This window comes from Xanthobacter luteus, assembly GCF_040049235.1.
Classification (GTDB): Bacteria; Pseudomonadota; Alphaproteobacteria; order Rhizobiales; family Xanthobacteraceae; genus Xanthobacter.
In genome coordinates this window covers 1,766,744-1,781,329 of record NZ_JBDZDO010000001.1, presented here as the reverse complement: position 1 = coordinate 1,781,329, position 14,586 = coordinate 1,766,744, and the positions used below count along the sequence as shown (strand labels likewise).

General features: G+C 66.9%; 16 protein-coding genes and 1 pseudogene. 13 read left to right on the top strand and 4 right to left on the bottom strand.

Going from position 1 to position 14,586, the window contains the following annotated elements; genetic code table 11:
- From nifH to ABLE88_RS08630, 10 genes and pseudogenes are all read left to right on the top strand, one after another.
- A pseudogene (gene nifH / locus ABLE88_RS08675) lies at nucleotides 1–123 on the top strand (nitrogenase reductase); the annotation flags it as partial.
- A 72-nt stretch (nucleotides 124–195) separates the two neighbouring features.
- Nucleotides 196–1,698: a nitrogenase molybdenum-iron protein alpha chain gene (gene nifD / locus ABLE88_RS08670; RefSeq protein ID WP_348831041.1), complete on the top strand. Its 1,503-nt coding sequence runs from the start codon at nucleotides 196–198 to the stop codon at nucleotides 1,696–1,698.
- A 79-nt stretch (nucleotides 1,699–1,777) separates the two neighbouring features.
- Nucleotides 1,778–3,337: a nitrogenase molybdenum-iron protein subunit beta gene (gene nifK, locus ABLE88_RS08665; RefSeq protein ID WP_348831040.1), complete on the top strand. Its 1,560-nt coding sequence runs from the start codon at nucleotides 1,778–1,780 to the stop codon at nucleotides 3,335–3,337.
- Between the two features lie 164 nt (nucleotides 3,338–3,501).
- Nucleotides 3,502–5,424, top strand: a complete 1,923-nt coding sequence (nifE, locus tag ABLE88_RS08660; RefSeq protein ID WP_348831039.1) for a nitrogenase iron-molybdenum cofactor biosynthesis protein NifE — start codon at nucleotides 3,502–3,504, stop codon at nucleotides 5,422–5,424.
- 4 nt (nucleotides 5,425–5,428) lie between these two features.
- Entirely contained in the window at nucleotides 5,429–6,808 is a 1,380-nt protein-coding gene (gene nifN, locus ABLE88_RS08655) for a nitrogenase iron-molybdenum cofactor biosynthesis protein NifN (protein ID WP_348831037.1), read from the top strand.
- 23 nt (nucleotides 6,809–6,831) lie between these two features.
- A complete protein-coding gene (gene nifX, locus ABLE88_RS08650) occupies nucleotides 6,832–7,230 on the top strand; it encodes a nitrogen fixation protein NifX (RefSeq protein WP_348831036.1) in 399 nt (132 codons plus the stop codon).
- A gap of 10 nt (nucleotides 7,231–7,240) precedes the next feature.
- Nucleotides 7,241–7,732: a NifX-associated nitrogen fixation protein gene (locus ABLE88_RS08645; RefSeq protein WP_348831035.1), complete on the top strand. Its 492-nt coding sequence runs from the start codon at nucleotides 7,241–7,243 to the stop codon at nucleotides 7,730–7,732.
- A gap of 41 nt (nucleotides 7,733–7,773) precedes the next feature.
- Nucleotides 7,774–7,974 carry a CCE_0567 family metalloprotein gene (locus ABLE88_RS08640; protein ID WP_348831034.1) on the top strand — a complete coding sequence of 67 codons (201 nt, stop codon included), beginning with the start codon at nucleotides 7,774–7,776 and terminating at the stop codon, nucleotides 7,972–7,974.
- A gap of 125 nt (nucleotides 7,975–8,099) precedes the next feature.
- Nucleotides 8,100–8,396 (top strand): ferredoxin III, nif-specific, encoded by a 297-nt coding sequence (fdxB, locus tag ABLE88_RS08635; RefSeq protein WP_348831033.1) that lies wholly within the window; start codon nucleotides 8,100–8,102, stop codon nucleotides 8,394–8,396.
- Between the two features lie 10 nt (nucleotides 8,397–8,406).
- The gene (locus tag ABLE88_RS08630; protein ID WP_348831032.1) at nucleotides 8,407–9,054 is read left to right on the top strand and encodes a nitrogen fixation protein NifQ; all 648 of its coding nucleotides are present in this window, start codon (nucleotides 8,407–8,409) and stop codon (nucleotides 9,052–9,054) included.
- Nucleotides 9,055–9,100: 46 nt separating this feature from the next.
- Here the strand turns inward: ABLE88_RS08630 and ABLE88_RS08625 are convergent, their stop codons facing one another.
- From ABLE88_RS08625 to ABLE88_RS08615, 3 genes are all read right to left on the bottom strand, one after another.
- A complete protein-coding gene (locus ABLE88_RS08625; protein WP_348831031.1) occupies nucleotides 9,101–9,415 on the bottom strand; it encodes a hypothetical protein in 315 nt (104 codons plus the stop codon).
- Nucleotides 9,416–9,442: 27 nt separating this feature from the next.
- Complete coding sequence (locus ABLE88_RS08620) at nucleotides 9,443–10,291, bottom strand: sulfurtransferase (RefSeq protein ID WP_348831030.1); 849 nt, start codon at nucleotides 10,289–10,291, stop codon at nucleotides 9,443–9,445.
- Nucleotides 10,292–10,380: 89 nt separating this feature from the next.
- On the bottom strand, nucleotides 10,381–10,839 hold the full coding sequence (locus ABLE88_RS08615) for a hypothetical protein (RefSeq protein ID WP_348831029.1): 459 nt from the start codon (nucleotides 10,837–10,839) through the stop codon (nucleotides 10,381–10,383).
- Nucleotides 10,840–11,051: 212 nt separating this feature from the next.
- Between ABLE88_RS08615 and ABLE88_RS08610 the strand changes: the two genes are divergently transcribed.
- Nucleotides 11,052–12,671, top strand: coding sequence for a flavin monoamine oxidase family protein (locus tag ABLE88_RS08610; RefSeq protein ID WP_348831028.1), 1,620 nt, complete (start codon nucleotides 11,052–11,054; stop codon nucleotides 12,669–12,671).
- Nucleotides 12,672–12,682: 11 nt separating this feature from the next.
- Complete coding sequence (locus ABLE88_RS08605; RefSeq protein WP_348831027.1) at nucleotides 12,683–13,096, top strand: Rieske (2Fe-2S) protein; 414 nt, start codon at nucleotides 12,683–12,685, stop codon at nucleotides 13,094–13,096.
- A gap of 132 nt (nucleotides 13,097–13,228) precedes the next feature.
- On the opposite strand, the gene ABLE88_RS08600 is transcribed toward ABLE88_RS08605, so the two are convergent.
- Nucleotides 13,229–13,819 (bottom strand): hypothetical protein, encoded by a 591-nt coding sequence (locus ABLE88_RS08600; RefSeq protein ID WP_348831026.1) that lies wholly within the window; start codon nucleotides 13,817–13,819, stop codon nucleotides 13,229–13,231.
- A 418-nt stretch (nucleotides 13,820–14,237) separates the two neighbouring features.
- Between ABLE88_RS08600 and ABLE88_RS08595 the strand changes: the two genes are divergently transcribed.
- Complete coding sequence (locus ABLE88_RS08595) at nucleotides 14,238–14,558, top strand: iron-sulfur cluster assembly accessory protein (protein WP_348831025.1); 321 nt, start codon at nucleotides 14,238–14,240, stop codon at nucleotides 14,556–14,558.
- The last annotated feature ends 28 nt before the right edge of the window (nucleotides 14,559–14,586 follow it).

Genomic DNA, 14,586 nt, shown 5'->3' with positions numbered 1-14,586 from the left:
AAGGGCATCATCCCGACGCCGATCACCATGGACGAGCTCGAGGACATGCTGATGGAGCACGGCATCATGAAGGCCGTGGACGAGAGCCAGGTCGGCAAGACCGCCGCCGAGCTCGCCGTCTGATCCCCGCGTGAACCCGCCGGCCGGCCCGGGACCGGGCCGGCCCCCGCTTTCCCTCAAGAGCGAGAGAGCAAGATGAGCCTGGCTCAGTCCCAGAGCGTCGCCGAGATCAAGGCGCGCAACAAGGAAATCATCGACGAGGTCTTGAAGGTCTATCCTGAGAAGACCGCCAAGCGCCGCGCCAAGCACCTCAACGTGCACGAGGCCGGCAAGTCGGACTGCGGCGTGAAGTCCAACATCAAGTCCATCCCGGGCGTGATGACCATCCGCGGCTGCGCCTATGCCGGCTCCAAGGGCGTTGTGTGGGGTCCCATCAAGGACATGATCCACATCTCCCACGGGCCGGTGGGCTGCGGTCAGTATTCCTGGGCCGCGCGCCGCAATTATTACATCGGCACGACCGGCATCGACACCTTCGTGACGATGCAGTTCACCTCCGATTTCCAGGAGAAGGACATCGTCTTCGGCGGCGACAAGAAGCTCGCCAAGATCATGGACGAGATCCAGGAGCTGTTCCCGCTGAACAACGGCATCACGGTGCAGTCCGAATGCCCCATCGGCCTGATCGGCGACGACATCGAGGCGGTCTCCAAGGCGAAGTCCAAGGAGTATGAGGGCAAGACCATCGTTCCGGTGCGGTGCGAGGGCTTCCGCGGCGTGTCGCAGTCGCTCGGCCACCACATCGCCAACGACGCGATCCGCGACTGGGTGTTCGACAAGATCGCCCCCGATGCGGCGCCGCGCTTCGAGCCCTCGCCGTACGACGTGGCCATCATCGGCGACTACAACATCGGCGGCGACGCCTGGTCCTCGCGCATCCTGCTCGAGGAGATGGGCCTGCGCGTGGTCGCGCAGTGGTCGGGCGACGGCTCGCTGGCCGAGCTGGAGGCCACCCCGAAGGCCAAGCTCAACGTGCTGCACTGCTACCGCTCGATGAACTACATCTCGCGCCACATGGAAGAGAAATACGGGATCCCGTGGTGCGAGTACAACTTCTTCGGTCCCTCCAAGATCGGCGAATCGCTGCGCAAGATCGCCAGCTACTTCGACGACAAGATCAAGGAGGGCGCGGAGCGCGTCATCGCCAAGTACCAGCCGCTGATGGACGCGGTGATCGCCAAGTATCGCCCGCGCCTCGAGGGCAAGACCGTGATGCTGTACGTGGGCGGCCTGCGTCCCCGTCACGTCATCGGCGCCTACGAGGACCTCGGCATGGAAGTGGTCGGCACGGGCTACGAGTTCGCCCACAACGACGACTACCAGCGCACGGCCCAGCACTACGTCAAGGATGGCACCATCATCTATGACGACGTGACGGGCTACGAGTTCGAGAAGTTCGTCGAGAAGATCCAGCCGGACCTCGTGGGCTCGGGCATCAAGGAGAAGTACGTCTTCCAGAAGATGGGCGTGCCGTTCCGCCAGATGCACTCCTGGGATTATTCCGGCCCCTATCACGGCTATGACGGCTTCGCGATCTTCGCGCGCGACATGGACATGGCGATCAACTCGCCGGTCTGGAAGATGACCAAGGCGCCCTGGAAGGTCGCGCCCAAGCCCGCCCTCCTGGCGGCGGAATGAACCATCCGCCGCGCGGCCCCCGCCCACAAGCGGGGGTCGCCGGCGGACCTTACGGCTTCGACAATCAAAGGGGTTCGTCATGCCTCAAAGCGCTGACAACGTGCTCGATCACTTCGAGCTGTTCCGTGGTCCCGAGTACCAGCAGATGCTGGCCAACAAGAAGAAGATGTTCGAGAACCCCCGCGATCCGGCCGAAGTGGAGCGCGTGCGGGAATGGGCCAAGACGCCCGAATACAAGGAACTGAACTTCGCCCGCGAGGCGCTCACCGTGAACCCCGCCAAGGCCTGCCAGCCGCTCGGCGCGGTGTTCGTGGCGGTGGGCTTCGAGGGCACCATTCCCTTCGTGCACGGCTCGCAGGGCTGCGTGGCGTACTACCGCTCGCACCTCTCGCGCCACTTCAAGGAGCCGAGCTCCTGCGTGTCCTCGTCCATGACCGAGGACGCGGCGGTGTTCGGCGGCCTCAACAACATGATCGACGGCCTGGCGAATACCTATTCCATGTACAAGCCGAAGATGATCGCCGTCTCCACCACCTGCATGGCGGAAGTGATCGGCGACGATCTCAACGCCTTCATCAAGACGTCCAAGGAGAAGGGCTCCGTGCCGGCCGAGTTCGACGTGCCCTTCGCCCACACCCCGGCCTTCGTGGGCAGCCACGTCACCGGCTACGACAACGCGCTCAAGGGCATCCTCGAGCACTTCTGGGACGGCAAGGCCGGCACCGCGCCGAAGCTCGAGCGCGCCCCCAACGAGAGCATCAACTTCATCGGCGGGTTCGACGGCTACACGGTCGGCAACACCCGCGAGGTGAAGCGCATCTTCAACCTGTTCGGCGTCGACCACACCATCCTCGTCGACAATTCCGAGGTGTTCGACACCCCCACCGACGGCGAGTTCCGCATGTATGACGGCGGCACCACGCTGGAGGAGGCGGCGAACGCGCTCCACGCCAAGGCCACCATCTCGATGCAGGAATACTGCACCGAGAAGACCCTGCCGATGATCGCCAGTCACGGCCAGGACGTGGTGGCGCTCAACCATCCGGTGGGGGTCGGCGGCACCGACCGCTTCCTCATGGAGATCGCCCGCCTCACCGGCAAGGAGATCCCCGAAGAGCTCGCCAAGGAGCGCGGCCGCCTGGTGGACGCGATCGCCGACAGCAACGCCCACATCCACGGCAAGAAGTTCGCGATCTACGGCGATCCGGACCTGTGCCTCGGCCTTGCCGCCTTCCTGCTGGAGCTCGGCGCCGAGCCGACCCACGTGCTTGCCACCAACGGCAACCAAAAGTGGGCCGACAAGGTGCAGGCGCTGTTCGACACCTCGCCGTTCGGCGCCAATTGCAAGGCGTATCCCGGCAAGGACCTGTGGCACATGCGCTCGCTGCTGTTCACCGAGCCGGTCGATTTCCTGATCGGCAACACCTACGGCAAGTATCTCGAGCGCGACACCGGCACGCCGCTGATCCGCATCGGCTTCCCGGTGTTCGACCGGCACCACCACCACCGCCGTCCGGTGTGGGGCTATCAGGGCGGCATGAACGTGCTGATCACGATCCTCGACAAGATCTTCGACGAGATCGACCGCAACACCAACGTGCCCTCCAAGACCGACTACAGCTTCGACATCATCCGCTGATCGAAGCGCAAGCAGTGTCGCCCGGGCCATGCAGGCCCGGGCGGCCCCTCCCAGGAGATTTGACCGCCGACCCCGGCCCGCGCGCCGTGGGCGCGACCGACAGACATCCCAGCGCCAGCCGCCCGTCCGCCCGACGCCAACCGCTCGATGAAGGAGTGAGACCCATGAGTTCGCTCTCGGCCACGATCCAGGAGGTCTTCAACGAGCCCGGCTGCGCGAAGAACCAGAACAAGTCCGAGGCCGAGAAGAAGAAAGGCTGCACCAAGCAGCTGCAGCCGGGCGGCGCGGCCGGCGGCTGCGCCTTCGACGGCGCCAAGATCGCGCTCCAGCCCTTCACCGACGTCGCCCATCTGGTGCACGGCCCGATCGCCTGCGAGGGCAACAGCTGGGACAATCGCGGCGCGAAATCCTCCGGCTCGAACCTCTGGCGCACCTCCTTCACCACCGACATCAACGAGACCGACGTGGTGTTCGGCGGCGAGAAGCGCCTGTTCAAGTCGATCAAGGAGATCATCGAGAAGTACGATCCGCCGGCGATCTTCGTCTACCAGACCTGCGTGCCCGCCATGATCGGCGACGACATCGACGCGGTCTGCAAGGCGGCGAAGGAGAAGTTCGGCACCCCGGTGATCCCGGTGAACTCCCCCGGCTTCGTGGGGCCGAAGAATCTCGGCAACAAGCTCGCGGGCGAGGCGATCCTCGACCATGTGATCGGCACGCAGGAACCGGAATACACGACCCCCTACGACATCAATATCATCGGCGAATACAATCTTTCCGGCGAACTGTGGCAGATCAAGCCGCTGCTCGACGAGCTCGGCATCCGCATCCTCGCCTGCATCTCCGGCGACGGGAAGTACAAGGATGTCGCCTCCTCGCACCGCGCCAAGGCGGCGATGATGGTGTGCTCGAAAGCCATGATCAACGTCGCCCGCAAGATGGAGGAGCGCTACGGCATCCCGTTCTTCGAGGGCTCGTTCTACGGCATCGAGGATTCATCCGACTCGCTGCGCGAGATCGCCCGCATGCTGATCGAGCGCGGCGCCGACGCCGAGCTGATGGAGCGCACCGAGGCGCTGATCGCCCGCGAGGAGAAGAAGGCCTGGGACGCGATCGCCAAGTTCAAGCCGCGCTTTGCCGGCAAGAAGGTGCTGCTCATCACCGGCGGCGTGAAGTCCTGGTCGGTGGTGGCCGCGCTCCAGGAGGCGGGCCTCGACCTCGTGGGTACCTCGGTGAAGAAGTCCACCAAGGAGGACAAGGAGCGCATCAAGGAGCTGATGGGCCAGGACGCCCACATGATCGAGGACATGACGCCCCGTGAAATGTACAAGATGCTCAAGGACGCGAAGGCCGACATCATGCTGTCCGGCGGCCGCTCCCAGTTCATCGCGCTGAAAGCCGCCATGCCCTGGCTGGACATCAACCAGGAGCGCCACCATGCCTATATGGGCTATGTGGGCATGGTGAAGCTGGTCGAGGAGATCGACAAGGCGCTCTACAATCCGGTGTGGGAACAGGTGCGCAAGCCCGCCCCCTGGGACAACCCGGAAAACAGCTGGCAGAACCGCGCCATCGCCGAGATGGAGGCGGAAGCCGCCGCGCTCGCCGCCGACCCGGTGAAGGCGGAAGCCGCCCGCCGGGCCAAGAAGATCTGCAACTGCAAGAGCGTCGACCTCGGGACCATCGAGGACGCCGTGAAGGCTCACGCGCTGACCACGGTGGAGGGCGTGCGCGAGCACACCCACGCCTCCAGCGGCTGCGGGGCCTGCAGCGGGCGGATCGAGGAGATCTTCGAGGCCATGGGCGTTGTCGCCGCCCCGCCTCCCGCGCAGGCCGCCCCGCCGGCGCCGGAGATCGCCCCCGATCCGCTCGCTGCGGAATTGAAGCGCCGCGCCAGGAAGGCCTGCGGCTGCAAGAACGTCACCGTCGGCACCATCGAGGACCTGGTGCGCGAGAAGGGGCTCAAGAACATCGCCGAGGTGCGCGCGGCGACCGAGGCCAATACCGGCTGCGGCAATTGCGAGGAGCGCATCGAGAGCCTGCTGGACGACCTGCTCGCCCCCGCCGCCCTCGAAGCAGCGGAGTAGCGCCATGGCCATCGTCACGGTTCCCAAGAAGGCGTGCGCGGTCAACCCGCTGAAGATGAGCCAGCCGATCGGCGGCGCGCTCGCCTTCATGGGCGTGCGCAAGGCCATGCCGCTGCTGCACGGCTCCCAGGGGTGCACCTCGTTCGGGCTGGTCCTGTTCGTGCGCCACTTCAAGGAAGCCATCCCCATGCAGACCACCGCCATGAGCGAGGTGGCGACGGTGCTGGGCGGCTACGAGAACGTCGAGCAGGCGATCCTCAACATCTACAACCGGACCAAGCCGGAGATCATCGGCATCTGCTCCACCGGCGTCACCGAGACCAAGGGCGACGACGTGGACGGCTACATCAAGCTGATCCGCGACAAGCATCCCCAGCTCGCCGATTTCCCGATGGTCTACGTCTCCACCCCCGACTTCAAGGACGCGTTCCAGGACGGCTGGGAGAAGACGGTCGCCAAGATGGTGGAGGCGCTGGTCGCGCCCGCCGCCGACAAAGAGAAGGACCAGGCGCGCGTCAACGTGCTGCCCGGCTGCCACCTGACCCCGGGCGACCTCGACGAGCTGCGCACCATCATGGAGGATTTCGGGCTCAAGCCCGCCTTCCTGCCGGACCTTGCTGCCTCGCTGGACGGCCACATTCCCGAGGACTTCTCGCCCACCACCATCGGCGGCATCGGTGTCGAGGAGATCGCCACCATGGGCGCGGCGGCGCACACCATCTGCATCGGCGCGCAGATGCGCCGCGCCGGCGAGGCGATGGCGCAGAAGACCGGAACCGACTTCCGCCTGTTCGAGCGCCTGTGCGGGCTGGAGCCCAACGACACCTTCATCATGCACCTCTCCCAGATCTCCGGCCGGCCGGTGCCGCTGAAGTATCGCCGCCAGCGCGGCCAGCTGGTGGACGCGATGCTGGACGGGCACTTCCACCTGGGCGGCCGCAAGGTCGCCATGGGGGCGGAGCCGGACCTGCTCTACGACGTGGGCTCGTTCCTGCATGAGATGGGCGGCCATCTTCTCTCCGTCGTCACCACCACCCACTCGCCGGTGCTGGAGCGCCTGCCGGCCGACGAGGTGCTGATCGGCGATCTGGAGGACCTGGAGACGCGGGCGAAGGAGCGCGGCTGCGACCTCCTCCTCACCCACTCCCACGGCCGCCAGGCCGCGGCGCGCCTCCATATCCCGTTCTATCGCATCGGCATTCCCATGTTCGACCGCCTGGGGGCAGGGCACCTGCTCTCGGTGGGCTATCGCGGCACGCGCGACCTCGTGTTCCACCTCGCCAACCTGGTGATGGCGGACCACGACGAGAACCACGAGCCGACGCCGCAGACCTGGGCCGGCGGCGCCGCGCACGCTCCCGGCGCCGCGCACACCTCCCATTAGTCGAGCGTTGAAGGGACGAGCCCATGAAAGTCGCTTTCGCAACCCAGGACCTGAAGCGCGTCGACGCCCATTTCGGATGGGCGAAGAACATCGCCATCTACGAGGTGGGGCCGGAGGGCCACCACTTCCTCGAGGCCATCGAGTTCGACGGCGACCTCAAGGAGGACGGCAACGAGGACAAGCTCGCCCCGAAGATCGAGGCGATCAAGGACTGCGCCATCCTCTACGTGGCCGCCATCGGCGGCTCGGGCGCCGCCCGCGTGGTGGCCAACAACATCCATCCCATGAAGGTCAGCCAGCCCGAGGAGATTTCCGATCTCATCGTCAAGCTGGAAGGCGTGCTCAAGGGAAATCCGCCGCCCTGGCTGCGCAAGGTCATGGGCAAGGGCCAGGAACGCCGCTTCGACTTCGACGAGGAATGAGGAACAAACAATGTCCGACGCGCCCGTAATCGACAAGGACGCCGCCCGGGAGGCGGCGATTGAGGCCGCCAAGGATCATCCCTTCGTCAAGGAGCTGATCAAGGTCTGGCGCGCGCAGGATTCGCACGGCGCCTGGGAGGGTAAGCCCGACCTCGAGCTGATCGAGCCCTACATCCTCGACAAGGAGGCGCGCCGCGCTTTGCCCATCATCGGCGATCCCGATCCCGACACCATCTGGCGCATGGAGCTGTTCTTCAACGCCGTGTGCCTGATGATCGAGAAGGCCACCGGCGTGATGATCTCGCCGATGCTGAAGATGAGCCACGAGGGCTTCGGCCGCATGGTGCTCATCGGCGGCCGCCTGATCGTCGTCAACAAGCAGCTGCGCGACGTGCACCGCTTCGGCTTCGACAATCTCGGCAAGCTCGCCGAGGAGGGCGACAAGTTCGTCAAGTCCGGGATCGAGATGATCGAGAAGTTCCCGGCCGTCGCCAATTACTGACCTGTCCCAGTTGCTGATCTGTCCAAGGAAAAAGGTGCCCCATGAGCGATGTGGAAGCCCTGAAGGCGGAACTGAAGAAGCTCTCCGCCAAGGCGACGCAGTCCAAGATGGATCTGCATGATCTGTCCGAGGAACTGCCGATCAACTGGGAGCAGATCATGGACGTGGCCAAGAAGGCCCATGACGCCTTCGCCATGCTGGAGCAGAAGCGCGCCGAGCTGAAGAGCCTGGAAGCGGCCTGACCTTCCCCGCGCCCCCGGCGCGGAAGGTCGCACGCTCGAGCGTCCGAAGCCTGAACGCAAATACCCACGGCGGTCCGAACTGGACCGGACCGCCGAAGGCGGAGCATTGGAAAGGGCTCGAAGCCATGTCTAACGAAACCCGCGACGGGCGCGCCTGGCAGCCCGATTACCTGCTCGACATCGACAAGAACAAGTGCATCGGCTGCGGCCGCTGCTACAAGGTCTGCGGCCGCGACGTGATGATCCTGAAGGGGATCAACGACGAGGGCGACCTCGTCATGCTCGACGACGACGAGGACGATGAGATCGAGAAGAAGGTCATGGCGATGAACGACAGCGGCGCCTGCATCGGCTGCGGCGCCTGCGCTCGCGTCTGCCCGGCCAGCTGCCAGATCCACGGACCCGACCGCGCCGCCGCCTGAGGAGGACGCCATGCCCGCCGCCGCCGAGGTCTATGGGGTCCTGATGGCCACGCCGACCGCCTCGGCGTGCGATCCCTTCGACCGGCACGTGGTGGCCGCCATCCTGGCGCTCGGCCTTTCCGAGGCGGAGGCCGCCGGCGCGCCGCCGGCCGACCGCCTCGGGCTCGGCCGCGAGGCGCTTCTGGCGCTCGCCGGCGCGCTGTTTCCCGAGCAGGTCGGATATATCGCGCGAATGGTGCCGGATTCTCCGGTGGAGGTGGACGAAGAAGAGCGGAACGTCAGAGACATTCTCGCCATGTATGCGAGCGGGGCGGGGCTTCTGGAGCGGGCGCTGGTCGCCCTCATCGCCCGCCGCGCCAAGGCGCCGCATCATCTGTGGCAGGACCTCGGTCTGCGCGATCGGGACGAGCTGTCGGCGCTCATGGCGCGCCACTTCGCGCCGCTGAAGCGCAAGAATTCCAATGACATGAAGTGGAAGAAGTTCCTCTACCGCATGGTCTGCGGCGCCGCCGGCTTCACGCTCTGCACCGCCCCGGTGTGCGCCGAATGCGACGACTTCCACACCTGCTTCGGCGCCGAAGACGGGGAATCGCGCCTCGCCCTCGCCCGCAATTTCGGCCGGGCGACGCCCGAGCTCGTCCCCGCCTCCGAGCGGTGACCGCCGGCGCTGAATAAATCTTCGATATCAATCGGATGCCAGTCTTCTATTCGATCCCCTGCTCGCGCGCCTTCCACATGGCGGCGATGCGGAAGCGCTCGTTGATGGCGGCGGGGCTCTTCAGGATCTCCGCCTCCGCGGCCTTGAAGGCGTCGAGGACCCGCTCGGCCTCCTCCTTTGTCAGCGGCACCCGGCCGGCCATATGGGTCGCCTCCGGCATCGCCTCCCAAATCCTGCGGCGGTTGGGGTGGAGTTTCACCTCGATCAGCTCGAACGCCTCGAGCTGGCCGTCCAGCAAAATGGCGAGGCCGGCCACTTCGAGCTTTCGGCCGTCTTGGGTGGTCTTCACGAGCGTCGGCATGGCTTGCTTCCTCGGATCGGCGGTCGTTCAGGCGGCGATCGGCGTGTCGTCGGCAAGGCCCCATTCGGCGAACGAGCCGTCATAGACCGCCGCCTGCCGGCCGATGAGATGAAGCGCCAGCGCCAGCACGCAGGAAATGGTCCCTGACGCGCAGGTGGCGACGATCGGCCGGTCGAGGTCGACACCGGCGGCCGAGAAGCGGGCGGCAATGGCATCCGGGGCGGCGAAGGTTCCGGTCTCGGTGACGAAGTCGCCCCACGGCACGTTGATGGCATTGGGAATGTGGCCCGCTCTCTTGACCGGGAACACGTCCTCCTGGCTGCCGTCGAACTTGGCCGGCCCGCGCGCGTCCACCACCTGCTCGGCGCCGGAGGCGAGGTTCGCCTTCATGTCGGCGAGCGCGCGCACCAGTTCGGGCCGGAAGCCCGCCTCGAAGGTGGCGGGGTCGGGCCGCACCGGCGCCATCTCGGCCGGCCGCTTCTCGGCCTGCCACTTGGCGTAGCCGCCATCCAGCAGCGCCACGTTGTCGTGGCCGAACACCTTGAACATCCACCACACCCGCGCCGCCGCCGAGCCGCCGAACAGGCGGTCGTAGACGATCACGCGGTCCGAATTGGCTATGCCGAGCAGGCCGACTTTCTTCCCGAAATCCACCGGGCTCGGCAGCATGTGGGGCAAAGGGCTCGACTTGTCGGCGACGTTGTCGATGTCGAAATGCACCGAGCCCGGCAGGTGGCGCCCGCGATACTGGGTGCGGCCGTCGAGGTTGGTGGAGGCGTGGTGCCAGGTGCAGTCCAGGATCTTCACGGCGGGGTCGGAGAGGTGGTCGGCAAGCCAGTCCGTGCTCACCAGGGTGCCGAGGTCCGCTGAGGTCATGCGCGGGATCTCCTGTAGAATGTCCGACATCTCGTTCGCGCCGGGCACTTTCGGCCCCAGCGGCCGCTCCGGTTCGGGAAAGGGCGTCCTCAGAAGGTCTTGGGCAAAGAGAAGCCGGGGCGCGGATGGGCGTCGTAATAGTCCGGCCGCTCCGGCCAGCCGCCTTCAAGGTCGATCTTGAAGCTCACCACGCGGGCCGGCACGCCCGGCGAGCAGGAGACCTCGGCGAGCTTGATCTCGCGCGGGCCGGGGCCGACGGAAAAGTCCGCCACGGTGGTCCCGTCCGCCTTGCGGGCGCGGGCAAAACCCGGCGTGCCGACGCTGTTGGCGGCCACCGGATTGGCGACGAAGGACGGGGTCTCGAACCCATCCGCCGCGGGTCCGAAGGCGGGCGTGGCGAAGGTGAGGGTGGCGAGCACGGCGCTGCGGTCCACCGCATGGTCGGCGGAGATCGGGCGCGCCACCGAATAGATGGTGAGGGTGCCACCGTCGAGCAGCGCCTTGATCTCGTCCAGCGAGGATTGGGCGAATTCCGACGTCACGTTCATTTCAAACTCCTATGGGACCGGCTCTCGGACAGGGAGGAACAAAAATCGTGCCAATGATCCGCGCCGCCCGGAGAAGAAAGCGGGCGGGCCCGCAAACCCTGCGGCAGCATCGATTGCGGCGGGGCGTGCGAGAAAGTCGGCGCCACCAAAACCCAATTCGCGCGATTCTTGCATGGGCTGGTCTGGAACCAATCGCCTTTCGGGGACGAGCCATGCTGGAGACGGCCATCATCGGCGGCGGGCTGTCGGGGCTGGCGCTTGCGTGCAGTCTCACGCGGCGGGCCCAGCCGTTCCGCCTGTTCGAAGCGAGACCGCGCCTCGGCGGGCGCATCCTCACCGCGCGCTGCGCCACCACCGGGGCGATGCTGGACCTCGGTCCCACCTGGTTCTGGCCCGACACCCAACCTCTGATGGCCCGTCTGGTGTCGGATCTCGCCCTGGCGCGCGTTGCCCAGAGCGACGGTGGGGTCACGCTGCATTTGAGCGAGGCGGACAAGACCGCGCGGCGCATCGAGGGCCAGACCTTCCATGACGGTGCGTTCCGGCTCGCCGGCGGCATGGCGGGGCTGGTCGAGGGGCTCGCCCGCGAGGTCGGGAGCGAGGCGCTCGTCCTCGGGCATGTGCTGATGCGGCTGCGGGACGCGGGCGACCATCTGGTGCTGACCTTCGGCGTCGGCGAAGAGGAGGTCGAGGTTGCCGCGCGCCGCGCGGTGCTCTGCCTGCCGCCGCGCCTGCTCGCCGCCGGCGTCGCCTTCGAGCCGGCGCTGGACCCGGAGACCGTCGATGCCATGGAGAACACCGCCACCTGGATGGCCGCGCAGGCGAAGGTGGCGATCGGCTACGCGGACGCCCCCTGGCGCGCGGCGGGCCTCTCGGGCAACGCCTTCGTGACCCATGAACAGGCGGTGCTGGGGGAGATCTACGACGCCAGCGGGGAGGGCGGCACGCCGGCGGCGCTCGCCGGCTTCCTCGCCCTCGGTCCGCAGACCCGCGAGACCTTCGAGGCCGGGCTGCCCATGCTGATCTCGAGCCAGATGACGCAGGTGTTCGGTTTGCCGCTGGAGGCGGGCGAGCCCCATTACCAGGATTGGGCGCGCGCGCCCTTCACCGCCACCGCCCGCGACCGCGCCGAGCCCCAAGCCGAGCACATTGCGGTCTCCCATCCCTTGCTGCGTCGGCCGATGATGGCGGGCAAGCTGCATTTCGGCGGCTCCGAGACGGCGGCCACCGCCGCCGGCTACCTGGAAGGCGCGCTCGACGCCGCCCGCCGGGTGGAACGCGCCCTGGCGCGCGCCGGACTGGAGGCTGAGCCCGCCCCTGCGGACGGCCTGTCCGGCGCCGCCCTCAACGGCGCCAGTCTCGCCGCCTTCGCGGCCTGGGTGGCGGGGCAAAGCGAGGCCGCCTTCGACGACTACCGCGCGCGCCTGGTGCGCGCCCTTTCGGCCCAGGAGCGCGACCAGCTTACCCAATGGGCCGCGCTCGGCGCCATGGAGGACCTGTTCCGGCGCGCGCTGGCGCGGCTCGAAGGCGCCGTCCTCGATCTCGCCGGCGTGCCGGTGCGGGCCGGACGCGCCGGGCTCATGGACGAGGTCCAGGCGCCATTCGGCGAGCTCCTGCGGCGCTTCATGGACGACGTGGCGGCGTTCAACCGGACCTCCTGCGCGCTGTCCAATTTTCCGGACGAGCACCATTTGTCGAAGGCGTATGAGCAGGCGATCCTGAGGGACATCGCTGCGGCGTGGCGCGAATTCCTGCTCGCCGCCAATCGCGGCCTGCTGGCGCGGATGGCGGGCGCCGCGCGCGAATTCCAGGCCCGCGCGGGGCAGATATGAACGAGGATCATATGGACGCCGACATCGCCTATGCCATCTGCGCCATGAGCGACATTCCGAGCCAGAAGGCGCGCGGCTTCCAGCTCGTGCGCCTCGACGAGGCGGGCAAGGAAGTGCCCTGGAACATCTTCGTGGTGCGCTGGGGGCGCCAGGTGTTCGGCTACGTGAACCGGTGCCCGCACGACGGGGTCAATCTGGACTGGGAGCGCAACCAGTTCCTGGACCCCAACGGCATCCGCATCATGTGCGGCAAGCACGGCGCGCTGTTCGAGCTCGGCACCGGCATGTGCCTGGACGGCCCCTGCAAAGGCCGCGCACTCGCCCCGGTGGCGCTCGAAGTGCTGGACGGCGACATCTGCGTGACGGGGGTCATGCTCGCGGAGGACGCGCCGCCCCCGTCCTTCTGCGACGACGAGGAGGCCTGAGGCCGGGAGCGCGGGATCGGAGCGCGCGGGGCGCGCCGGAACCGCGACCGGGGCGATACCATCTTGGCGTCCGGCTGGACAAGCGCGGCGGCGCGGGGCTCGTCGCGCCCCTCCGCCGGTCGCCGCCGCGGGTCAGACGGGCCGGTTCTCGTTGCGGTTCTTCACCGGCTCCATCACCGACACGCCCTTCTCGAAGCTGATGGGCTCGAAGTCCGCGCTCCAGTCCAGCGCGGTGTCGAGCACGAAGTCCAGCTTGCCGGCCGTGTCGAGCTTCTTGATGTCGTTCTTGTCGATGCCCATGAGGTCGAGCATCTCCTTCCACACGGTCGACTCGTCGCATGGCAGGACATAGAAGGTCACGCCGCCATGCGTCACCTTGTATTTTGCCAGGATATCGATGTTGTTGCAGAACATGAAATACTTGCCGTCCACCCCGAGGAGCGGGCCGAGCACCTTGGTCACGTCGTCGAGATAGGCGAAATTGTGCAGGTAGCCGGCAATGACCGGAATGGTCCCGGTCCCCTCCGGCGCGATCGTCAGGACCTGCTCCATGCAATATTCTGGCGGGCGCTTCTCGTCGGCGAGCTGGGTCTGGAACTTCAGGGCGATGTCACCGCGAAAGCCGAAGCGCTCGCTCTTGGTCGTCGGGCTCTTCAGAACCGCGTTGAGAAGGCGACCCTCCTGGTCCAGCTTGCCCAGGGCGGTCTTCTCGATCGTCGTCATAGGGGGTCTCCGGAATTGCGCCGTGCCGCGCCCGGGGGCGCCGCTCGGCGCATCATGCAAATGACCTGCCGGTTCGCCGGCGCGCCGGTCGGACAGGACGCCGCGCCTGCGGCGACGCGGGCTTTTCCCGCACGACGCCGCCGCGCGGGCCGCCGCCGCGCGGAAAAAGCTGAGCGGATTGAGATGGTTGTTGGCCTCGTGCTCGCCGGCCTCGGCCGGTGCCGCTGGCGCGCCGTGGCGCCCGGAGCGGCAGGACGCGCCGGCCCGCGGGCGTCGCGCCCGGCCCTGTCCGAAACCGGACACGCGTCGCAAACGCAACATCAGCGCGGCTAAAAGTCCTTACATCTTAATACATTACGTCCTGGCATGGGTCTTGCGAGGTCGTCGTCGATCCGTTTTCTTCAGGGAAGGTCGAACGATGATCAATCTGACGGACAGCGCCTTGAACGCCGTTCGCAGCGCCATCTCCGGAGCCGACAAGCCCGTGGACGGACTGCGCATCATGGTCGAGGCCGGCGGATGCGCCGGCTACAAATACATGATGGGTCTCGTGAACGACGCCGACCCGGATGACACCGTGATCGAGCGCGACGGCGTGAAGGTGTTTGTGGACAACAAGAGCCACGAGCTGCTCGCCGGCACCGTGATCGACTTCGTGGTCGCGCTCGAGGGATCGGGCTTCACCTTCGAAAACCCCAACGCCACGTCGAGCTGCTCCTGCGGCAAGTCGTTCGGCTGACGGCCTTTCGGCCCCACCCCAAGATGAC

Coding starts and splice junctions, on each gene's coding strand:
- nifD (WP_348831041.1), top strand. CDS start 196: ATGAGCCTGGCTCAGTCCCAGAGCGTCGCCGAGATCAAGGCGCGCAAC.
- nifK (WP_348831040.1), top strand. CDS start 1,778: ATGCCTCAAAGCGCTGACAACGTGCTCGATCACTTCGAGCTGTTCCGT.
- nifE (WP_348831039.1), top strand. CDS start 3,502: ATGAGTTCGCTCTCGGCCACGATCCAGGAGGTCTTCAACGAGCCCGGC.
- nifN (WP_348831037.1), top strand. CDS start 5,429: ATGGCCATCGTCACGGTTCCCAAGAAGGCGTGCGCGGTCAACCCGCTG.
- nifX (WP_348831036.1), top strand. CDS start 6,832: ATGAAAGTCGCTTTCGCAACCCAGGACCTGAAGCGCGTCGACGCCCAT.
- ABLE88_RS08645 (WP_348831035.1), top strand. CDS start 7,241: ATGTCCGACGCGCCCGTAATCGACAAGGACGCCGCCCGGGAGGCGGCG.
- ABLE88_RS08640 (WP_348831034.1), top strand. CDS start 7,774: ATGAGCGATGTGGAAGCCCTGAAGGCGGAACTGAAGAAGCTCTCCGCC.
- fdxB (WP_348831033.1), top strand. CDS start 8,100: ATGTCTAACGAAACCCGCGACGGGCGCGCCTGGCAGCCCGATTACCTG.
- ABLE88_RS08630 (WP_348831032.1), top strand. CDS start 8,407: ATGCCCGCCGCCGCCGAGGTCTATGGGGTCCTGATGGCCACGCCGACC.
- ABLE88_RS08625 (WP_348831031.1), bottom strand. CDS start 9,415: ATGCCGACGCTCGTGAAGACCACCCAAGACGGCCGAAAGCTCGAAGTG.
- ABLE88_RS08620 (WP_348831030.1), bottom strand. CDS start 10,291: ATGACCTCAGCGGACCTCGGCACCCTGGTGAGCACGGACTGGCTTGCC.
- ABLE88_RS08615 (WP_348831029.1), bottom strand. CDS start 10,839: ATGAACGTGACGTCGGAATTCGCCCAATCCTCGCTGGACGAGATCAAG.
- ABLE88_RS08610 (WP_348831028.1), top strand. CDS start 11,052: ATGCTGGAGACGGCCATCATCGGCGGCGGGCTGTCGGGGCTGGCGCTT.
- ABLE88_RS08605 (WP_348831027.1), top strand. CDS start 12,683: ATGGACGCCGACATCGCCTATGCCATCTGCGCCATGAGCGACATTCCG.
- ABLE88_RS08600 (WP_348831026.1), bottom strand. CDS start 13,819: ATGACGACGATCGAGAAGACCGCCCTGGGCAAGCTGGACCAGGAGGGT.
- ABLE88_RS08595 (WP_348831025.1), top strand. CDS start 14,238: ATGATCAATCTGACGGACAGCGCCTTGAACGCCGTTCGCAGCGCCATC.